Source organism: Plasticicumulans acidivorans, assembly GCF_003182095.1.
Lineage (GTDB): Bacteria > Pseudomonadota > Gammaproteobacteria > Competibacterales > Competibacteraceae > Plasticicumulans > Plasticicumulans acidivorans.
This window is the reverse complement of the sequence record NZ_QGTJ01000012.1, coordinates 1-15,453: the sequence shown is the minus strand read 5'-3', so window position 1 is coordinate 15,453 and position 15,453 is coordinate 1. Positions and strand designations below refer to the sequence as shown.

The 15,453-nt window shown below is 64.5% G+C and carries 15 protein-coding genes and 3 pseudogenes; 2 read left to right on the top strand and 16 right to left on the bottom strand.

Going from position 1 to position 15,453, the window contains the following annotated elements; all coding sequences use genetic code 11:
- The first annotated feature begins 17 nt into the window (after positions 1 to 17).
- Together C7443_RS16860 and C7443_RS16855 are read left to right on the top strand one after the other, a co-directional pair.
- A pseudogene (locus tag C7443_RS16860) lies at positions 18 to 2,384 on the top strand (TOTE conflict system archaeo-eukaryotic primase domain-containing protein).
- A gap of 61 nt (positions 2,385 to 2,445) precedes the next feature.
- Positions 2,446 to 3,328, top strand: a pseudogene (locus C7443_RS16855) (Fic family protein).
- A gap of 278 nt (positions 3,329 to 3,606) precedes the next feature.
- Here the strand turns inward: C7443_RS16855 and C7443_RS16850 are convergent.
- From C7443_RS16850 to nifH, 16 genes and pseudogenes are all read right to left on the bottom strand, one after another.
- The gene (locus tag C7443_RS16850; RefSeq protein ID WP_110019800.1) at positions 3,607 to 4,008 is read right to left on the bottom strand and encodes a hypothetical protein; all 402 of its coding nucleotides are present in this window, start codon (positions 4,006 to 4,008) and stop codon (positions 3,607 to 3,609) included.
- Positions 4,009 to 4,012: 4 nt separating this feature from the next.
- Complete coding sequence (fdxB, locus tag C7443_RS16845) at positions 4,013 to 4,300, bottom strand: ferredoxin III, nif-specific (RefSeq protein ID WP_110019798.1); 288 nt, start codon at positions 4,298 to 4,300, stop codon at positions 4,013 to 4,015.
- A complete protein-coding gene (locus C7443_RS16840) occupies positions 4,297 to 4,512 on the bottom strand; it encodes a CCE_0567 family metalloprotein (RefSeq protein WP_110019796.1) in 216 nt (71 codons plus the stop codon). Before C7443_RS16840 ends, fdxB begins: the two co-directional genes overlap by 4 nt.
- 15 nt (positions 4,513 to 4,527) lie before the next feature.
- Positions 4,528 to 5,013, bottom strand: coding sequence for a NifX-associated nitrogen fixation protein (locus C7443_RS16835; protein ID WP_110019794.1), 486 nt, complete (start codon positions 5,011 to 5,013; stop codon positions 4,528 to 4,530).
- Positions 5,010 to 5,465 carry a SoxR reducing system RseC family protein gene (locus tag C7443_RS16830; protein WP_110019792.1) on the bottom strand — a complete coding sequence of 152 codons (456 nt, stop codon included), beginning with the start codon at positions 5,463 to 5,465 and terminating at the stop codon, positions 5,010 to 5,012. The genes C7443_RS16835 and C7443_RS16830 overlap by 4 nt, the downstream gene beginning before the upstream one ends.
- Positions 5,462 to 5,884 carry a NifB/NifX family molybdenum-iron cluster-binding protein gene (locus C7443_RS16825; RefSeq protein ID WP_110020003.1) on the bottom strand — a complete coding sequence of 141 codons (423 nt, stop codon included), beginning with the start codon at positions 5,882 to 5,884 and terminating at the stop codon, positions 5,462 to 5,464. Before C7443_RS16825 ends, C7443_RS16830 begins: the two co-directional genes overlap by 4 nt.
- A 10-nt stretch (positions 5,885 to 5,894) precedes the next feature.
- Positions 5,895 to 7,304 (bottom strand): nitrogenase iron-molybdenum cofactor biosynthesis protein NifN, encoded by a 1,410-nt coding sequence (gene nifN, locus C7443_RS16820; RefSeq protein ID WP_110019790.1) that lies wholly within the window; start codon positions 7,302 to 7,304, stop codon positions 5,895 to 5,897.
- Between the two features lie 10 nt (positions 7,305 to 7,314).
- Positions 7,315 to 8,805 carry a nitrogenase iron-molybdenum cofactor biosynthesis protein NifE gene (gene nifE, locus C7443_RS16815; protein WP_110019789.1) on the bottom strand — a complete coding sequence of 497 codons (1,491 nt, stop codon included), beginning with the start codon at positions 8,803 to 8,805 and terminating at the stop codon, positions 7,315 to 7,317.
- Positions 8,806 to 9,091: 286 nt separating this feature from the next.
- The gene (locus tag C7443_RS16810) at positions 9,092 to 10,048 is read right to left on the bottom strand and encodes a hypothetical protein (protein ID WP_146213329.1); all 957 of its coding nucleotides are present in this window, start codon (positions 10,046 to 10,048) and stop codon (positions 9,092 to 9,094) included.
- Positions 10,049 to 10,213: 165 nt separating this feature from the next.
- Complete coding sequence (locus tag C7443_RS16805) at positions 10,214 to 10,504, bottom strand: DUF6129 family protein (protein ID WP_110019785.1); 291 nt, start codon at positions 10,502 to 10,504, stop codon at positions 10,214 to 10,216.
- The gene (locus C7443_RS16800) at positions 10,501 to 11,208 is read right to left on the bottom strand and encodes a dinitrogenase iron-molybdenum cofactor biosynthesis protein (protein ID WP_110019784.1); all 708 of its coding nucleotides are present in this window, start codon (positions 11,206 to 11,208) and stop codon (positions 10,501 to 10,503) included. Before C7443_RS16800 ends, C7443_RS16805 begins: the two co-directional genes overlap by 4 nt.
- A 137-nt stretch (positions 11,209 to 11,345) precedes the next feature.
- On the bottom strand, positions 11,346 to 11,546 hold the full coding sequence (locus C7443_RS16795; RefSeq protein ID WP_110019782.1) for a 4Fe-4S dicluster domain-containing protein: 201 nt from the start codon (positions 11,544 to 11,546) through the stop codon (positions 11,346 to 11,348).
- Positions 11,547 to 11,606: 60 nt separating this feature from the next.
- A complete protein-coding gene (gene nifT, locus C7443_RS16790) occupies positions 11,607 to 11,834 on the bottom strand; it encodes a putative nitrogen fixation protein NifT (RefSeq protein WP_110019780.1) in 228 nt (75 codons plus the stop codon).
- Positions 11,835 to 11,966: 132 nt separating this feature from the next.
- Complete coding sequence (nifK, locus tag C7443_RS16785) at positions 11,967 to 13,538, bottom strand: nitrogenase molybdenum-iron protein subunit beta (protein WP_110019778.1); 1,572 nt, start codon at positions 13,536 to 13,538, stop codon at positions 11,967 to 11,969.
- A 106-nt stretch (positions 13,539 to 13,644) separates the two neighbouring features.
- On the bottom strand, positions 13,645 to 15,093 hold the full coding sequence (gene nifD / locus C7443_RS16780; protein ID WP_110019777.1) for a nitrogenase molybdenum-iron protein alpha chain: 1,449 nt from the start codon (positions 15,091 to 15,093) through the stop codon (positions 13,645 to 13,647).
- A 102-nt stretch (positions 15,094 to 15,195) separates the two neighbouring features.
- Positions 15,196 to 15,453 (bottom strand): annotated as a pseudogene (gene nifH / locus C7443_RS16775) (nitrogenase reductase); the annotation flags it as partial.

Sequence of the window (15,453 nt, the reverse complement as noted above, 5' to 3'; positions counted from 1 at the left end):
TCATGAGCGCAGGCACGATGGCCGACGGCGATGAACTGTCGGCGTTGCGCGCCGAGAACTCCCGCCTGATCGCGCTGCTCGAATCGCACGGCATCGAATGGCGTGCGCGCCAGCAGCCCTCCCCATCGTCCATCGAGTCGTCGAGACGGTCCACCGACGAAAAGGTCGCACTCTTCCGACGTCTGTTCCGTGGCCGCACCGACGTGTTCCCCGTTCGATGGGAAAGCAAGACCACCGGCAAGTCGGGCTACGCGCCGGCCTGCGCGAATGAGTGGCGCGCCGGCGTGTGCGAGAAGCCGCGCATCAAGTGCGGCGACTGCGGCCATCGCCTGCTCATCCCGCTGTCGGACGCCGTGATCTACAAGCACCTGGCCGGCGATCACACGGTCGGGGTGTATCCGCTGATGGAGGACGACAGCTGCTACTTCCTGGCCGTCGACTTCGACGAGGCCGAATGGCGGGACGATGCGCGGGCGTTCATGCAGTCGTGCGCGGAGCTGGGCGTGCCGGCGGCGCTGGAGATTTCGCGCTCCGGTCAGGGCGCCCATGCCTAGGTGTTCTTCGCCGGTCGGGTGTCGGCACGTGATGCGCGGCGGTTGGGCACTGCCATCATCAGCCACACCTGCACGCGCACGCGGCAGCTCCGGCTCACGTCCTACGACCGGCTGTTTCCGAACCAGGACACGATGCCCAAGGGCGGTTTTGGCAACCTGATCGCTTTGCCGCTGCAAAAGGGCCCGCGGGAGAGAGGCAACAGCGTGTTCGTCGACTCTGAGCTGCACCCCTACCCGGACCAGTGGGCGTTCCTGGACTCCATCCAGCCGATGGCCGCGCACGACATCGAGCCGAGCATCCTGCGGGCTACCGGTGGCGTCCATCCGCTGGACGTCACCTTCATCGACGACGAAGACTTGGCCACGCCGTGGAAGCGCGAGAGCACTTTGACCAAGAAGCTGCCCGGGCCGATGCCGAAGTCCCTGAGCGTGACGCTGGCCAACTTGATCTATTTCGAGAAGGCCAAACTGCCGCAGGCGCTGGCCAACCGCCTGATCCAACTGGCAGCGTTCCAGAACCCCGAGTTCTACAAAGCGCAGGCGATGCGGATATCGGTGTGGGACAAGCCGCGTGTCATCGGCTGCGCCGAGAACTACCCCCAGCACATCGCGCTGCCCCGAGGGTGTCTGGATACCGCCCTGTCACTGCTGCGCGAGAGCGGCATCGCCTGCGACCTGAGAGACGAACGCGTTGGCGGCCAGCCGCTGAACGTGTCTTTCGTCGACAGCCTGCGTCCCGACCAGGAAGCCGCCGTTGCGGCGATGCTGCCCCTTGATGCCGGGGTGCTGTGTGCACCGACCGCCTTCGGCAAGACAGTGACGACGGCGGCGATGATCGCGCGCCGGGGTGTCAACACCCTGGTGCTGGTGCATCGTACGGAACTGCTCAAGCAGTGGCAGGAGCGGCTGCAGGCGTTTCTGGGCGTCGGCAAGGGTGTGGTCGGCGCCATCGGCGGCGGCAAGGCCAAACCCACCGGGAGGATCGACATCGCCGTGATGAAGTCCTTGTCCCGCCAGGGCGAGGTGAACCCGCTGGTCGAGGACTACAGCCACGTGATCGTCGACGAGTGCCACCACGTCGGCGCCGTCTCCTTCGGCGCGATCCTCAAGCGGACCAAGGCGAAGTACGTACTGGGCCTGACGGCGACTCCAATCCGACGCGACGGGCAGCAGCCGATCATCTTCATGCAGTGTGGGCCGATCCGCCACAAGGCGGCTACGCCGGCCGGGGCACCGCACAACCTGGAGGTGGTGCCGCGCTTTCGCCATGCCCGGATCGATCTGGCGCCGGATGCTGGCGCCCAGGACGTCTTCCGACATCTCGCCAACGATCGGGCCAGGACCGAAGCCATTGCCGCTGAGGTGCGCGATGCCTTCGCGGAGCGCCGGAAAGTGCTGGTCCTGACCGAGCGCACTGCACACCTCGACGCCATCAATGCAGCCCTCGGCAGCCTGGAGCCGTCGCCCTTCGTGCTGCATGGCCGGATGTCGAAGAAGCAGCGGGCTGACCTCATCGTCCGGCTTGACGCGCTGCCGCCCAACGCGCCGCGTGTGCTCCTGTCGACGGGCAAGCTGGTCGGCGAGGGCTTCGACCACCCGCCACTGGACGCGCTGCTGCTCGCCATGCCGGTGTCTTGGAAGGGTACGCTGCAGCAATACGCTGGGCGTCTGCACCGGGAACACGCCAGCAAGACCGACGTGCGGATCATCGACTTTGTGGACACCGACCATCCGGCCTTGCTGCGGATGTGGGACAAGCGCCAGCACGGCTACCGGGCGATGGGGTATCGGATCGAAGCCGAGGCGGCGCCTTATGAAAGCACACTTTGATACTGGGGCATCAAAATAAAGCGTGTGTTAATTGATGGCGAGGAATCAAAGCGCGCTTTCAATGCCACGAACCACCGGCACCTACACCACCACGACCACGCTGGGTGAGTCGGTCCGTGCCTTCGTGCCGCGACCGCTGCCCCCGGCCGATCCGCCACTGGCGCCAACCTGCTTCATCGACCTGAACCGGCAGGCCGAACTGGCGCTGGCGCGCCTGGCCGGGGTGTCGAGCCTGGTCCCGTCGGTGGAATAGCTGCTCTACAGCGCGATCCGCAAGGAAGCGCTGCTCACCTCGCAGATCGAGGGCATCCAGGCCACGCTCACCGATCTGTTCGACGAAGAGGCTGGCCTGAAGGTCAGCAACACCGACGATGTCGAGGAGGTCACCAACTACCCCCGCGCCTCCCGCTGGGTGCAGGGGCAGCTGCGCGACCCGCAGGGCTTGCCGATCAGCGTTCGCCTGCTGTGCGAAGCCCATCGGCTGCTGCTCGATGGGGCGCGCGGCGCCGGCAAACAGCCTGGCGAACTGCACCGCTCCCAGAACTGGATCGGCGGCACGCGACCGGGCAATGCCGCCTTCGTGCCGCCACCAGCGCAGCAAGTGGCCGATTTGCTGACCGACCTGCTTCCTGGAGGGCGTGGCTGCGGCGTGCGCAGCTGCCGAGCGCAGCATCATCGACGTGGCCAGCCTGATCACGGCCGACCGCAAGCGACTACTGGCGCCCCCCAAGGCGGGGCCGATCAGCTACCGCCTGTTCGAACTGCTGCCGATGATGCCGCGCTTCAGCGTCGAGCACGTTCGCCAGCGGCTGGAGACGACGTTTCCCACGGCCAACGCCGCCGTCAATCTGCTGGAGGATCTCGGCATCCTGGCCGAGCTCACCGGGCAGAAGAAGAACCGCGTCTACAGCTACCAGGCGTATGTGGAACTGCTCTCCCGCTGACGAGCCCTCACGAGCCCGCAGATGCCCGCCCCATTACTCTTAAGCTCAATGGGCAGTTTTTGCACCGGACAACCTCCCACCACCATTTTTAGAAAAAAGCCGGCTTATACAAGCCGGCTTTTTTTATGCTGCCAGCGCTTGGTGCAGGCAGGGCCTCAAGCTGATGCGCCTTGGAAGCAACGGAGGTACCGCAGCGTAAATTCATGAACGCTGCGCCAGCCTGACTCAAACAGCCCAAACGCAGTTTGCATCGTTTATAGACCGCGCCTGCTGACGCCTCAGCCGAGGATGTGCGCGTACGCCGCACTCAGCACTTCGAGCAGGTGACGATCGAAGCGGCGCGCTTCGAGCAAATCGACGAAGCAGCCGCCGGCGGTTGCGGCGGAGACGAAAGGCGGGTCGAGGGTTTTCAGCTGCAGTAACCAGATCCGTATGTGGCTGCGCCGCAGCGGGCGGTAGTCGACACGAAAGCTCGGATCGACCACCACCTGCGCCGGCGGCAGGCCGAGCAGCCCCGCACAGCGGCGCACCAGCGTATCCGCAGGACATGCCCGCTCGCCAGGCGGCACATCGAGCAACATGCCGTGTGGCCAGCAGAGAAAACGCAGGCGGGCACTGGTAGCCTGGATGTGGACCACCAGCGCCGCGTCGCGCGCACGCGTGCGGGTCGGGTTCAGCATGTGCTCAGACGGGCATCGCCTGATGCGTATGGCAACCTTTCGGGCAGACGCGGAAACAGGCGCCACAGCCGATGCAGTCCATCGCATCCTTGATCGACATGACCATCATCTGGTCTTCATCGAGATCCTCGTCGAGCTCGTCTTCCTCGCGTTCGACCAGATCGAACACATCACGCGGGCAGACCTTGAAGCAGCGACCGCAGCCGATGCAGGTCTTCTGGTTGAGGTCGACGACGAAAGCCGGCGTCCACTCGCTACCGCCACGGGTACGGCCAACGATCACGTCGCTCATGAGGCCACCTTCTGCGCGGCTTCGAGGCGCGCACTGGCCTCCGCCCACGCCTTGCACACGTCGTAACACTGCTGGGCGATGCCCGGCAGATCCTCGTAGCCCGCGGGCAACCGGTCTTCGACCAGATCGTGAAGGATCGAGGCCTGCTCCTGGGACAGCCGCTTGAGCTTGCGCACCTCTTTTTCGAGGGCTTTCAGGTCTTCATCGCTCATTGTCTTGCTCCCCGCTCAAGCCTCGGCGACTTCGCGGAATTTCTCGATCAGTGCCAGCGCCGGGGTCAGCAGCTTGTTGCCCTCGGCATCCAGCTTCTCGAAGCTCTCGAAGCCGAAGCGGTGCACGTCGCGCAGCGTGCGGTCGACGACGACCAGCTTGCCGACGGTAATCAGCGCGCGGCCGAAGCCCTCATGCGACAGATTGGCCATCGGCACGGCCATCAGGCCGCAGTTCTGCTCGATCATCGCGGCGACGCCGTTGTAGAGCACCTTGACGCGGGCCAGCGTTTCTTCGTCGGGATCACCGACCACCGGAATCTGCCGGCGCTGTTCCTTGGTGACAATGAACGGGGCCAGCACGCGCTCGTCGGGCCAGCCCTCGTAAGTGCCGTAACTGTCGATGGCGTGCATCTGCTTGACCAGTTCCTTGAGGAAGGCGGTCGGTTTGTATTCAGGGGCCGGGGCCTGTTCGCCGGCAGGGCTCAGGGTGACGAGCGTCATCGAAATTCTCCGTCTGAGTCGGGGGTCGATTGGTGAGGCAGGGAAAGTTGCGGGGCAAATCCGCTGCGGCTGCGGGCAGCGAGCCAACGGGCGGCGAACAGACCGGCGACGAGTCCGGCGCACAGGCCAGCGCCCTGCCCGCTCGCCTGCGCGTCCAGCGCCGCCGCAAGGCCGAGCCCGGTGAGCGCGGTCAGCAGCGGCAGGCCATAGGCGAGCGCCGCCGCGCGCAGCAAGGTGTTGGGATCGAGTTCGAGCGCGACCTGGCTGCCCGGGGCCAGCGGTGTGATGCAGCCGACGAGCACGTCCATTTCGCCGGGGCCGGCCAGCGCACCGAGCTTCGTCACCGCGCAGCCGCTCGCCTGCTTGCAGCTGCCGCAGGCGCTAGCCCGCGACACGCGCACGACGGCACCGGACTCGGTCTGGCGGGTGACGACACCGGACACGATGTTCATTCGTCCCAGCCCTCTTCGGCGAAGGCATCGAAACGGGCATCGCTGGCATTGCCGCGGCGCAGGTATTTCTGCAGCCACGGTGGCGGCGCCGTGCGCCAGTCGGCCTGAAACTCGCGGAGCAGGCCATCGATCGCCGAGCCGGACTCCACGCGCATCGGCTGCACGCCGGCCGCCAGCAACTGCTGCACCGCCGAGGCACCAACCGCCTGGCAGTACACCGCGGCACAGCCGGCGAGCAGTTCGATGCGGGCAGCGAGCTTGCCCTCCTCGCCGTCCATCGCCGCTGGAGCGAATTCCGCGATGCCTTCGAGGCGTGCGGACTCCGGCGTCACGACGTAGATGGCGAAGCCGGTCGCCGAGCCAAAATGCTGGTCGACGTGCTTGCGATCGGTCGTGGTGAATGCAACACGTGCTTCCATGGTGGCGGCCTCAGTGGTGCGCGTGGCTAGCCGCAGCACGCGCTGCGGCCGCACGACGTTGCGCACTGGCATGGATCGAGACGTAGGGTCTGATTTCATGTTCTGTCCGTTGCAGCAGCAGGTTGGCGAGGTCGAACACGATCTGGCGGGTACCGCGGTAGCCGATCCAGGTTTTCTGGTAGCCACCAATCAGGTCGTACTGAGGGAAGCCGGCGCGCAGCATCGGTACGCCGAGCCGCTGCGCCGATTCAACGGCGTGCGAATTGCCGATCAGCAATTCGGCGTGCGCCGTACTCGCAAGGTGTTCGAGGTCTTCCAGGTCGCCGATCTGCACCTGGCCCGCCGGAACGGCATCGAGCACCGGCCCGCGGGCCGGGGCGACCGCCGCCACCACCTCGCCGCCGAGCGACGCCACCAGCGTCGACAGCGCATAGAGCAGATCCGGGTCAGCGGCGACAGCGATACGCGACAGCCCGGTCATGAAGTGGCAGTCGACCAGGGCATCCTGCAGCTGCGCGCGCTGACGCTCGAACTTCGCCGGCACCGGCCGCCCGGAGATCTTTGTCAGCAGTCCGATCAGGCGATCGTTTTCGGCCAGCCCCATCAAGCTGTCGAAGCGGTAATCCGGCACGCCGGTACGGGTCCGCAACAGATCGGCTGCGGGATTCAGCGAGCGACCGACAACGAGCGTCGCCGCAGCATCGCCGAGGCTCTGGAACGCCGAAACCGGCGTGCCGCCGAGCGTAAACGGGGTGAAATCTTCGTCGGTCAGGTGACCATCCAGCGAGTCGCCGAGATCGGGCAGCACCACCGGGTCGAGACGGAACGCTTCACACAGCTCCTTGAGGTGCTCGATGTCACCCGGTGTCAGCAGCGAGCCGGCGAGGATGTTGAGCTGACGCGGTCGGCGACCGACACGTGAGGTGTCTTCCGGCACCAGCCATTCGATCATCGCCTTGACCGCAAGCGCGTAGCCGGACTCCAGGCAGCCGGTGAAGTCCGGGGTATTCACCGGCACGACGGCAATGTGGTTGAACTCCGGATGTTCGGTGCGGAAGTCCTTGACCAGCCGGTTGATGTCGACGCCCTGCGTTTCCGAAAGCCCGGTGGTCGGCACGCCGATCATGTCCGGCTTCTGCTTGTTGCAGATCGCCAGCAGGCCTTCGATGACGTTGGGGTCGGCACTCATCACCGTGCTGACCTGATCCATCGCCGAGGTCTGCAGCGGGATCGGCTCACGGAAGTGGCGTACGAAGAACACCTTGGCGAACGCGGTGCAGCCCTGCGAGCCATGCAGCATCGGCATCGAACGGTTGATGCCAAGAAAGGCGAGTGCCGCCCCCATCGGGGCGCTGGCCTTCAGCGGGCTGACCGACAGCGCCTTCTTGCGCTTGAGGATTTCGGGGGTATCGGTAGTCATCGGCAACTCCTCAGGCCACGGCGCTGTTGCCGAAACTGAACTCGGCGCTGTCATCGAGCGGCATCGGCAGATCTTCCGGATCGAGCGGCGCCGGTGCGGCCGCCGGCTTCGGCGCGGCCCACGGCGCCGCCGAGCGCGCCTGCGCCCATACCGGCGATTCCAATGTCAGTGCCAGCTGCTTGACCAGTTCGAGCATGCCGGTGTAGCCGGCATAGCCGAACTCGCGCTCCTGATTGATATCGAGGAATGGCAGGCGCGCTTTCAGTGCGGTGTAGAGATTGCGACCGCCGGCAATGAGAATGTCGGCCTGCAGTTCCTTGACGGTGTTGAGCAGCGCCCGCGGCGAACCGTCGTTGACCATGCGCGCATCGGGGCCCATCAGCTCGCGGATGCGCTCCTTGTCTTCTTCCGTGGACTTGTTGGTGCCGGTGGCAACCACGCTCATCCCCAGATCCTGCAGCGCGGACACCACCGACCAGCTCTTGACGCCGCCGGTGTAGAGCAGCACACGCTTGCCGCCCAGGCGCTCGCGCCAGGGCTGCAGCTGCGCGCGGATCTTCGCTTCCTCGCGCTCGATCAACGCCTCGGTGCGGGCGGTCAGGTCCGGGTCATCGATGATGCGGGCGAACTGGCGCAGCGCCTGCGAGGTATCGGTAATGCCGTAGAAACTGCCTTCGAACCACGGCGTACCGAAACGATCCTCCAGCTTGCGGGCGACGTTCAGCATCGCCTTCGAGCACACCATCATGTTGACTTCGGCGTGATGCATCGCTGCGATGTCTTCGTAGCGACCATCGCCGGAGAGCGTGCAGATGATGCGCAGACCAAGCTCATCGAACAGCGGCGCGACGTGCCAGAACTCGCCGGCAATGTTGTATTCGCCGATCAGGTTGACGTCATGGATGCGCTGGATGCCACGCGCCTGGGCATCGGCCAGCGCCTCGGGATTGAGTGGCGGGCGCTCGCCGGTACCGGCGACATACTTGACCATCGCCTCGCCGGCGATGCGGTTGCCGAGGTTCTTGGTACCGTAGAAACCGGCGGAGTCGACCGGCACGACCGGCACCCCCAGACGCTCGCTCGACGCCTTGCAGATCGCCTCGATGTCGTCGCCGATCAGCGCCGGCACGCAGGTGTTGTAGACGAACACTGCCGGTGGCGCGTAACTCTCGACCGCCTGCCGGATCGCGTGAAACAGGCGCTTCTCGCTGCGCCCCATGATCACGTCCTGCTCGGTCAGGTCGGTGGTCATGCCGATGCGGTACAGCGTCGGCCCTGAAGAGCGGGTGCCGCGGTTATCCCAGGAACTGCCAGCGCAGGCGATCGGACCATGCACGATGTGCGCGACATCAGCGATCGGCAGCAGGGCGATCTGTGCGCCGTCGAAGGCACAGCCACCGGCGGAAGCCCCAGGCTTCGGACGGGCGCAACCGGACTTCGATTTCTTGTTGTGCGAGCAGGCTGGCTCGTCGAGCAACTGGGCGACTTCGGCTGGCTTCATGGCGGTTCCCCCTGCGGGTGTTTTCAAACCTGCCTTTCAAGCCGCGTGCCACTCAATAACACATTGATAAAAAACGCGATTAACCGATAAAGCGCTTGTAGGATTCACGACAAAGCCGACAGTGCGGCGCGTGTGTCACATCCGCCCAAACGCTCTCAGCCCGAAATAAAGGGGCCACCGCACAGTCCGGCCCGTGCCGGCGAGAACCGCCGCCCCCCCGAGCAAAGGCTGCCACCGGTACGGAGCCGGACTGTGAGTGGCTTGAACAAATCTCCCGCCGCTGCCCTCAACAGCTGTACGGGGTCGCAACCCATTGGCGGACGATGAGCAGATCCGTTTCGGGCAGATAGCGGTACTCGCCGTCATGGTCCTGCACGATGGTTTCGGCGATCGACAGCGGCACCTCGGTGTGCGTGACCAGCGCAAAGAACCAGGCGAAGGGATAACCGCGGCTGCGGTCGTAACGCTGCAAGGCCGTTGCCAGTCCGCTGCCCGACAACCCGGCGCCGGCAAACGGCTCGACCAGCTTCCTGCCGGCCGGCAGCGGCCGCGCATCGAGCTGACAGGCGCCGAACGCCCCTTTGCGCTCATGGAAATCAAACACCCAGTGCTCACTCAGCGCATGCGTGCGGGCACTGCTCGCAACCCAGTCAGCCACGAAGCGCTCGACCGGTCGCAGCGGGTTGTCCCCCACGCGCAGAGCAGCAAAGAAAGCCACACCATCGACCACGTTGCGCAACGCGTAGTGCGCCGGCCCCAGCGCCAGCGGCTCGTACTTGCGCATTTCCAGCGGCTCGATGATGGCGGCCAGTTCGGCTGGCGGCTCCTCGGGGTCGACCAGCGGCCGGTCACGAACTTCGCGCAGCTCTTCGATCTCGACCTGCACGAACTCGGTCGGACCGCTGCCATAACTTGCTGTCAACCACAGGGTCTTGCCATCCAGCTTGGTGGTCCACAAACCGGCATGGCGATCAGCGAACTCGCCACCATCACCATGACAGGCGTCCCATTCGGCTTCAGCCCAAGTTTCGAGATCATCGGCGACCCGCCCGCCACGCGCGTCCACCACGCCGCCCGGGCGAAACCAGCCATGCTTCTCGCGTACGAGCTTGAAGCGCAATGCGGGGTCGATCGCATCAAGTGCGGCGGACAAGGCACCGTGATGCGGGCGGGGTGCGCACTCGGCACACGCCGCGCTCAGCGCTGGCGCCAAACCGCGTGGGTCGAATCGGACTTGGCTCATGAAGAAAATTCCGGCAAGGGCCGCTGCCTCGCGGGACATGCGGCAGATTCTATTCTGGTCACGCGCGCACGCCCGCCTCAGGCGGACGGTGCACGCGCCTCATGTCGCACGCCCTGCGGCGACTTGCAGACCGGTCCCTGCCGGATGAGGGCCGGAGGCACGTCTTCAGTCCTCGTCGTCCTCAACGACCTCGGCGATCAGAACGCCGCAGGCCATCTCGGGTGCACCGACGAGCCCCAGGCAGTGATCTCCGCCCACCAGGAACAGCTTCCAGCCCGCCTCCTCACTCCAGGGTTTGGCACGCGGCGAGACATCGTCTTCGCTGCAATGCGTAATCCGCAGTCCGGGAAAACTCCCCCACAGGCGCGCGGGTAAATCGTCGTCGATTCGACCGTCATCCACAATCGCCACGTGCAGCCGCTTGAGCAGTTCCCCGGTGATTGGTACACCGCTCATGACGCTTCTTCCTCGGCACCGAAGCGCGCCAGCGACTGGGCTTCGACGCCCATCACCCGCGCCAGCCACGGCGGCGGCGCCTGCAGGGCCTGCTGCAGACGGATCAGCACCTCACGGCCTGCGCCACCGGCCGGCACTTTGATCGGGTGCACCCCGGCACGCACGACTTTCGCCGCGGCCGGACCACCAATCGACTGCACGTACAGCAACTGGCAGCCTTCGAGCAGCGCGGCCCGTGCAGCGTTGCGATCTTCCTCGGCATCGGCGCCGCGTGTGGCCCGGCTGCCGACCAGCTTCATCGCGGTCGGCGAGACCTGATAGATCAGGAAACGCGCGCAACTGCCGAAATGACCATCGAGCTGCTCACCGCTGTTCGAGGCCACGGCCACCCGCAGCGAGCCCGGCATCTCGCCTTCGCAATACGCTTCGGCCTGCGGAGCGCCGTCATCGGCGATGTCCTGCCCCCACAGGTAGCGCACGGCCTGTTTCAGCCCCAGGCGGTCGGCGTCCTCGTCGTGGGCATCGTCACCCTTGAGCAGTTTGTGCAAATCGTCGACGGTGATCTTCGCCAGTTTTTCGGGCGTCAGCGGCACGCCAAGATATGTGGCCAGAGCCCCGACGAACTCCCGAATATCGATGCCCTCGATCGTGCGCGCGGCAAGCCCGATGCGCAGGGCGACTTCTCGTTCGCTATCGGCAGACATTGCTTGCTCCTCCCCATGCAGGTGGTGAGCGTTCAAGCCATGACCAAGCGGGCGCGCCATCGCCTCCCCTGACCCACTGTACGTGACCGGGGAGGCGCTTTGGTGACGGACGCGAACGCCCGCATGGAGCAAAAACCTCAGGCCGCGATCTGAACGATGCAGCCGTCGACCGGACAGACTTCGACGCACTTCGGCTCGTCGAAATCACCTTCACACTCGGTGCAGGTGGCTTTATCGATCTTGAAGATGCCGCCCTTCTCGCTGATCGACTTGGTCGGGCACACCGGCTTGCAGTCACCGCAGGCGATGCACTCCATCGCGACAATTTTCATGGCCATGACAGAAAACCCTCGAATCTAGTGTTCTTGCACGTCCGGCCGCACGGGCCGGTTCACAGATCAGTCGTCACTGCCGACGAGCCGACGGGCACGTACGGTGATCGGCAGACGCGGGGCTTCGTTCAGCGGCTCGACGTGCCAGACCTGACCGTCGTGCAGCTTCAGCTCGCCGCCCCAACGATCCGGTTGGTCGAACTCCAGCGACTCGATCTGCTCTTCCAGGTCTTTCTTGGCCAGATAGAAGACGAGTCCGCCGTCTGCCCCGCGTCGAATCATTACGTTAGCCATCTCGGTTTCTCCGGACTGAAGGTGGCGACTTGCAGTAGGCGCTGAACGCAGCACACGGCGAAGCGGGTCGGTATCCACCGCCCCGCCGCCCAGTGCAGGGCCCGGACGTCATCCGTCCGGGCTCGGGTCGGGTTAGCGGACGAGGTCGTAGTTGTAGTCCGTGGTACCCATGCCGCGGGTTTCGTCGTCGAGCTTTTCGAGGACCGCGTTGACCAGCGTGGTCAGCAGATACATGGCGCCTTCGTAGCCGAGGGTCGTCATGCGGTGCAGGTGGTGACGATCGAAGATCGGGAAGCCGATGCGGATCAGCGGCACCTCGAACTCCTTGCCCTTGTGGCCGGTGTCACGCTGGATGAACTTGCCGTAGGAGTTGCCGATCAGGAAGTCCGGCTTGTCCGTGCAGCACAGCGAGCGCATGTGCCACAGGTCGCAACCGGCATAGACCTTGCCAGACTTGCCGTACGGCGAGCTGTCGAGAACCTTCTGCACCGCCTTCGCCCAACGCTTGTTGCCGTTGTTCGCCAGGATGTGGGTCGGCTCGGCGCCCACTTCGAGCAGGAAGTGGACCATGCCGATGACGAAGTCCGGATCGCCGTAGATGGCGAACTTCTTGCCGTGCAGCCAGGAGTGGGAGTCGGTCATCATGTCGACGAGACGGCCGCGCTCCAGCTCCAGCGAGGCGGGAATCGCCTTGCCGGTGATCTCGGAGATCGCCATCAGGAACTCGTCGGTCCACTTCAGACCCATCGGGATGTTGGTCTTCGGAACTTCGTGCTTCCAGACGTTCTCGGCGAACTTCCGGGTCTTTTCCAGCTGGAACGGCTGCATCAGGATGGTGCTGAACGCGTTCGGCGCATCCTTGATCTCAGCCTGGGTGGTACCGCCCGAGTACATGCGGAAGGTGCCGTCAGCCGGGGTGTCGAGCACTTCGGAAGGATCGGACAACAGCGTCGCCTCGACGCCCATCTCCTTCATCATGCGCTTGATGACGCGGTAGTTACCGAGATAGGTCTCGAAGCCCGGCACGAAGTTGAGCTTGCCGTTGCTGCCGACGACCTTGTCTTCCATCGAGTTCAGCGTGAAGAAGCGCTGCATGCCCTCGAACATGTTGTCCCAGCCCGTGGTGTGGCTGCCGACGAAGCTCGGGGTGTGCGCGAACGGCGTCGGGAACTCCTGCGGTACGTGACCGGCCTTCTTCGCGTTGTTGATGAAGGCGTTGAGGTCGTCACCGATGACCTCGGCCATGCAGGTGGTCGACACGGCGATGATGTCCGGCTGGTACATCGCCTTGGCGTTTTCCAGACCGTCGAACATGTTCTTCTGGCCGCCGAACACCGCCGCGTCTTCCGTCATCGAGTCGGACACGCAGGAGACCGGCTCCTTGAAGTGACGGTTGAAGTAGGTGCGGAAGTAGGCGACGCAACCCTGAGAGCCGTGCACGTACGGCATGGTCTTCTCGAAGCCGAGCGCGCAGAGCACGGCGCCGAGCGGCTGGCAGGCCTTGGCCGGGTTGACGGTCAGCGCTTCGCGCTTGAAATTCAGTTCCTGATATTCCTGCGTCGTCGTCCACAGGTAGGTCTCATCGATCTTGTCCTGCGGGGTGCGCTCTTCGAACTGCTCCTGCTTGCGCGCAAGCATTTCCTTGTACTCGTCCTGACGGAACAAGGGGAAGCAGGGCTTGATGTCGTCGACGATCTGGCTCATGACTTTATCCTCGCCGGCACCGCCAATCCGCGGATACCGGACTCGAAGGGAATGCGAATCTGGGGTTTGCGGCCGGCCTCAGCCGGCCGCGGACACGATCTGAGACTCAGGCGGCCTTGGCCCACGGGGCCTTCAGCGCGGCCCAGCACGGGTTGTTGATCGTCATGTCCATGTCACGGGCGAAGATGGCGAAGCCGTCGTAGCCGTGGTACGGACCGGAGTAGTCCCAGGAGTGCATCTGGCGGAAGGGGACGCCCATCTTCTGGAAGATGTACTTCTCCTTGATGCCGGAACCGACCAGGTCCGGCTTCACGCGCTTGACGAACTCCTCGAACTCGAAGCCGGTGACGTCGTCATAGAGCAGCGTCGCGTTGCCCATTTCCTTGATCGTGCGGTCGTAGTCGTCGTTGTGCGCGAACTCGTAGCCCGTGCCGACCACTTCCATGCCCAGATCCTCGTAAGCGCCGATGACGTGACGCGGGCGCAGACCGCCGACGTACAGCATCACGCGCTTGCCTTCGAGGCGCGGACGGTACTTGGCGATGACCGCCTCGTACTCCGCCTTGTACTTCTCGATGACGCGCTCGGCGCCTTCCTTGATCGTGTCGTCGAAGTGCGCGGCGATCTTGCGCAGCGACTCGGCGATCTTGGTCGGGCCGAAGAAGTTATATTCGATCCACGGAATGTTGTACTTCTCTTCCATGTGCCGCGAGATGTAGTTCATCGAGCGGTAGCAGTGGACGAGGTTGAGCTTGACCTTCGGGGTCAGCTCCATTTCCGAGAGGGTGCCGTCGCCGGACCACTGCGCGACCACGCGCAGGCCCATTTCTTCGAGCAGGATGCGCGAAGACCAGGCATCACCACCGATGTTGTAGTCGCCGATGATCGCCACGTCGTACGGGGTCGATTCGAACGGCTGGCCGTCACGGTTGCCGATGACCCAGTCGCGGATCGCGTCATTGGCAATGTGGTGGCCGAGCGACTGGGAGACGCCGCGGAAGCCTTCGCAGCGCACCGGCACGACCGGCTTGCCGATCGCCGCGGAAGCTTTCTTCGAGACCGCTTCGATGTCGTCGCCGATCAGACCGATCGGGCACTCGGACTGCACGGAGATGCCCTTGGCCAGCGGGAACAGTGTTTCGATTTCTTCGATGAGCTTGGCGAGCTTCTTGTCACCACCGAAGACGATGTCCTTCTCCTGGAAGTCCGAGGTGAAGTTCATGTCGCCGAAGGTGTTCACGCCGGTGACACCGACGTAGTAGTTACGACGACCGGCACGCGAGTACTGGCCACAGCCGACCGGGCCGTGGGAAATGTGGATCATGTCCTTGATCGGACCCCACACCACACCCTTCGAACCTGCGTAGGCGCAGCCGCGGATGGTCATCACGCCGGGCAGCGACTTGCGGTTGGAAGTAATGCACTTCTTCGATTGCTCGATGCTCTGATCGTTGACCGCCAAATGCTTGGCACGATCCTTCTTGGCCTTATCCGGATAGACTTCGAGCACCTCGCGGATCAGGCTCTCAGTCTCTTCACGCGTCAAAGTCGTCATAACTACACTCCTCACGCCGGCCCACTAATCCGTGGCGCCGCGCAATGAACGAATCGGGAGTGCGGAGGTGCCGCCGGCGGGCACGCACCTCCGCGTACCACATCAGCCCTCGAGCTGGGCGGCGGTCTGGCCGACGATGGTCTCGTCTTCCGGCTCCATGATGCCGAACTCCATCAGCAGGTCTTCGAGGTCTTCCATGGAGATCGGGGTCGGCACGACGAGCTTCTTGTTCTCCAGGACCTTGCGGGCCAGGGCACGGTACTCATCGGCCTGCTTCGCCTTCGGGTCGTACTCGATGACCGTCATGCGGCGGATCTCGGCGTGCTGCACGACGTTGTCACGCGGCACGAAGTGGATCAT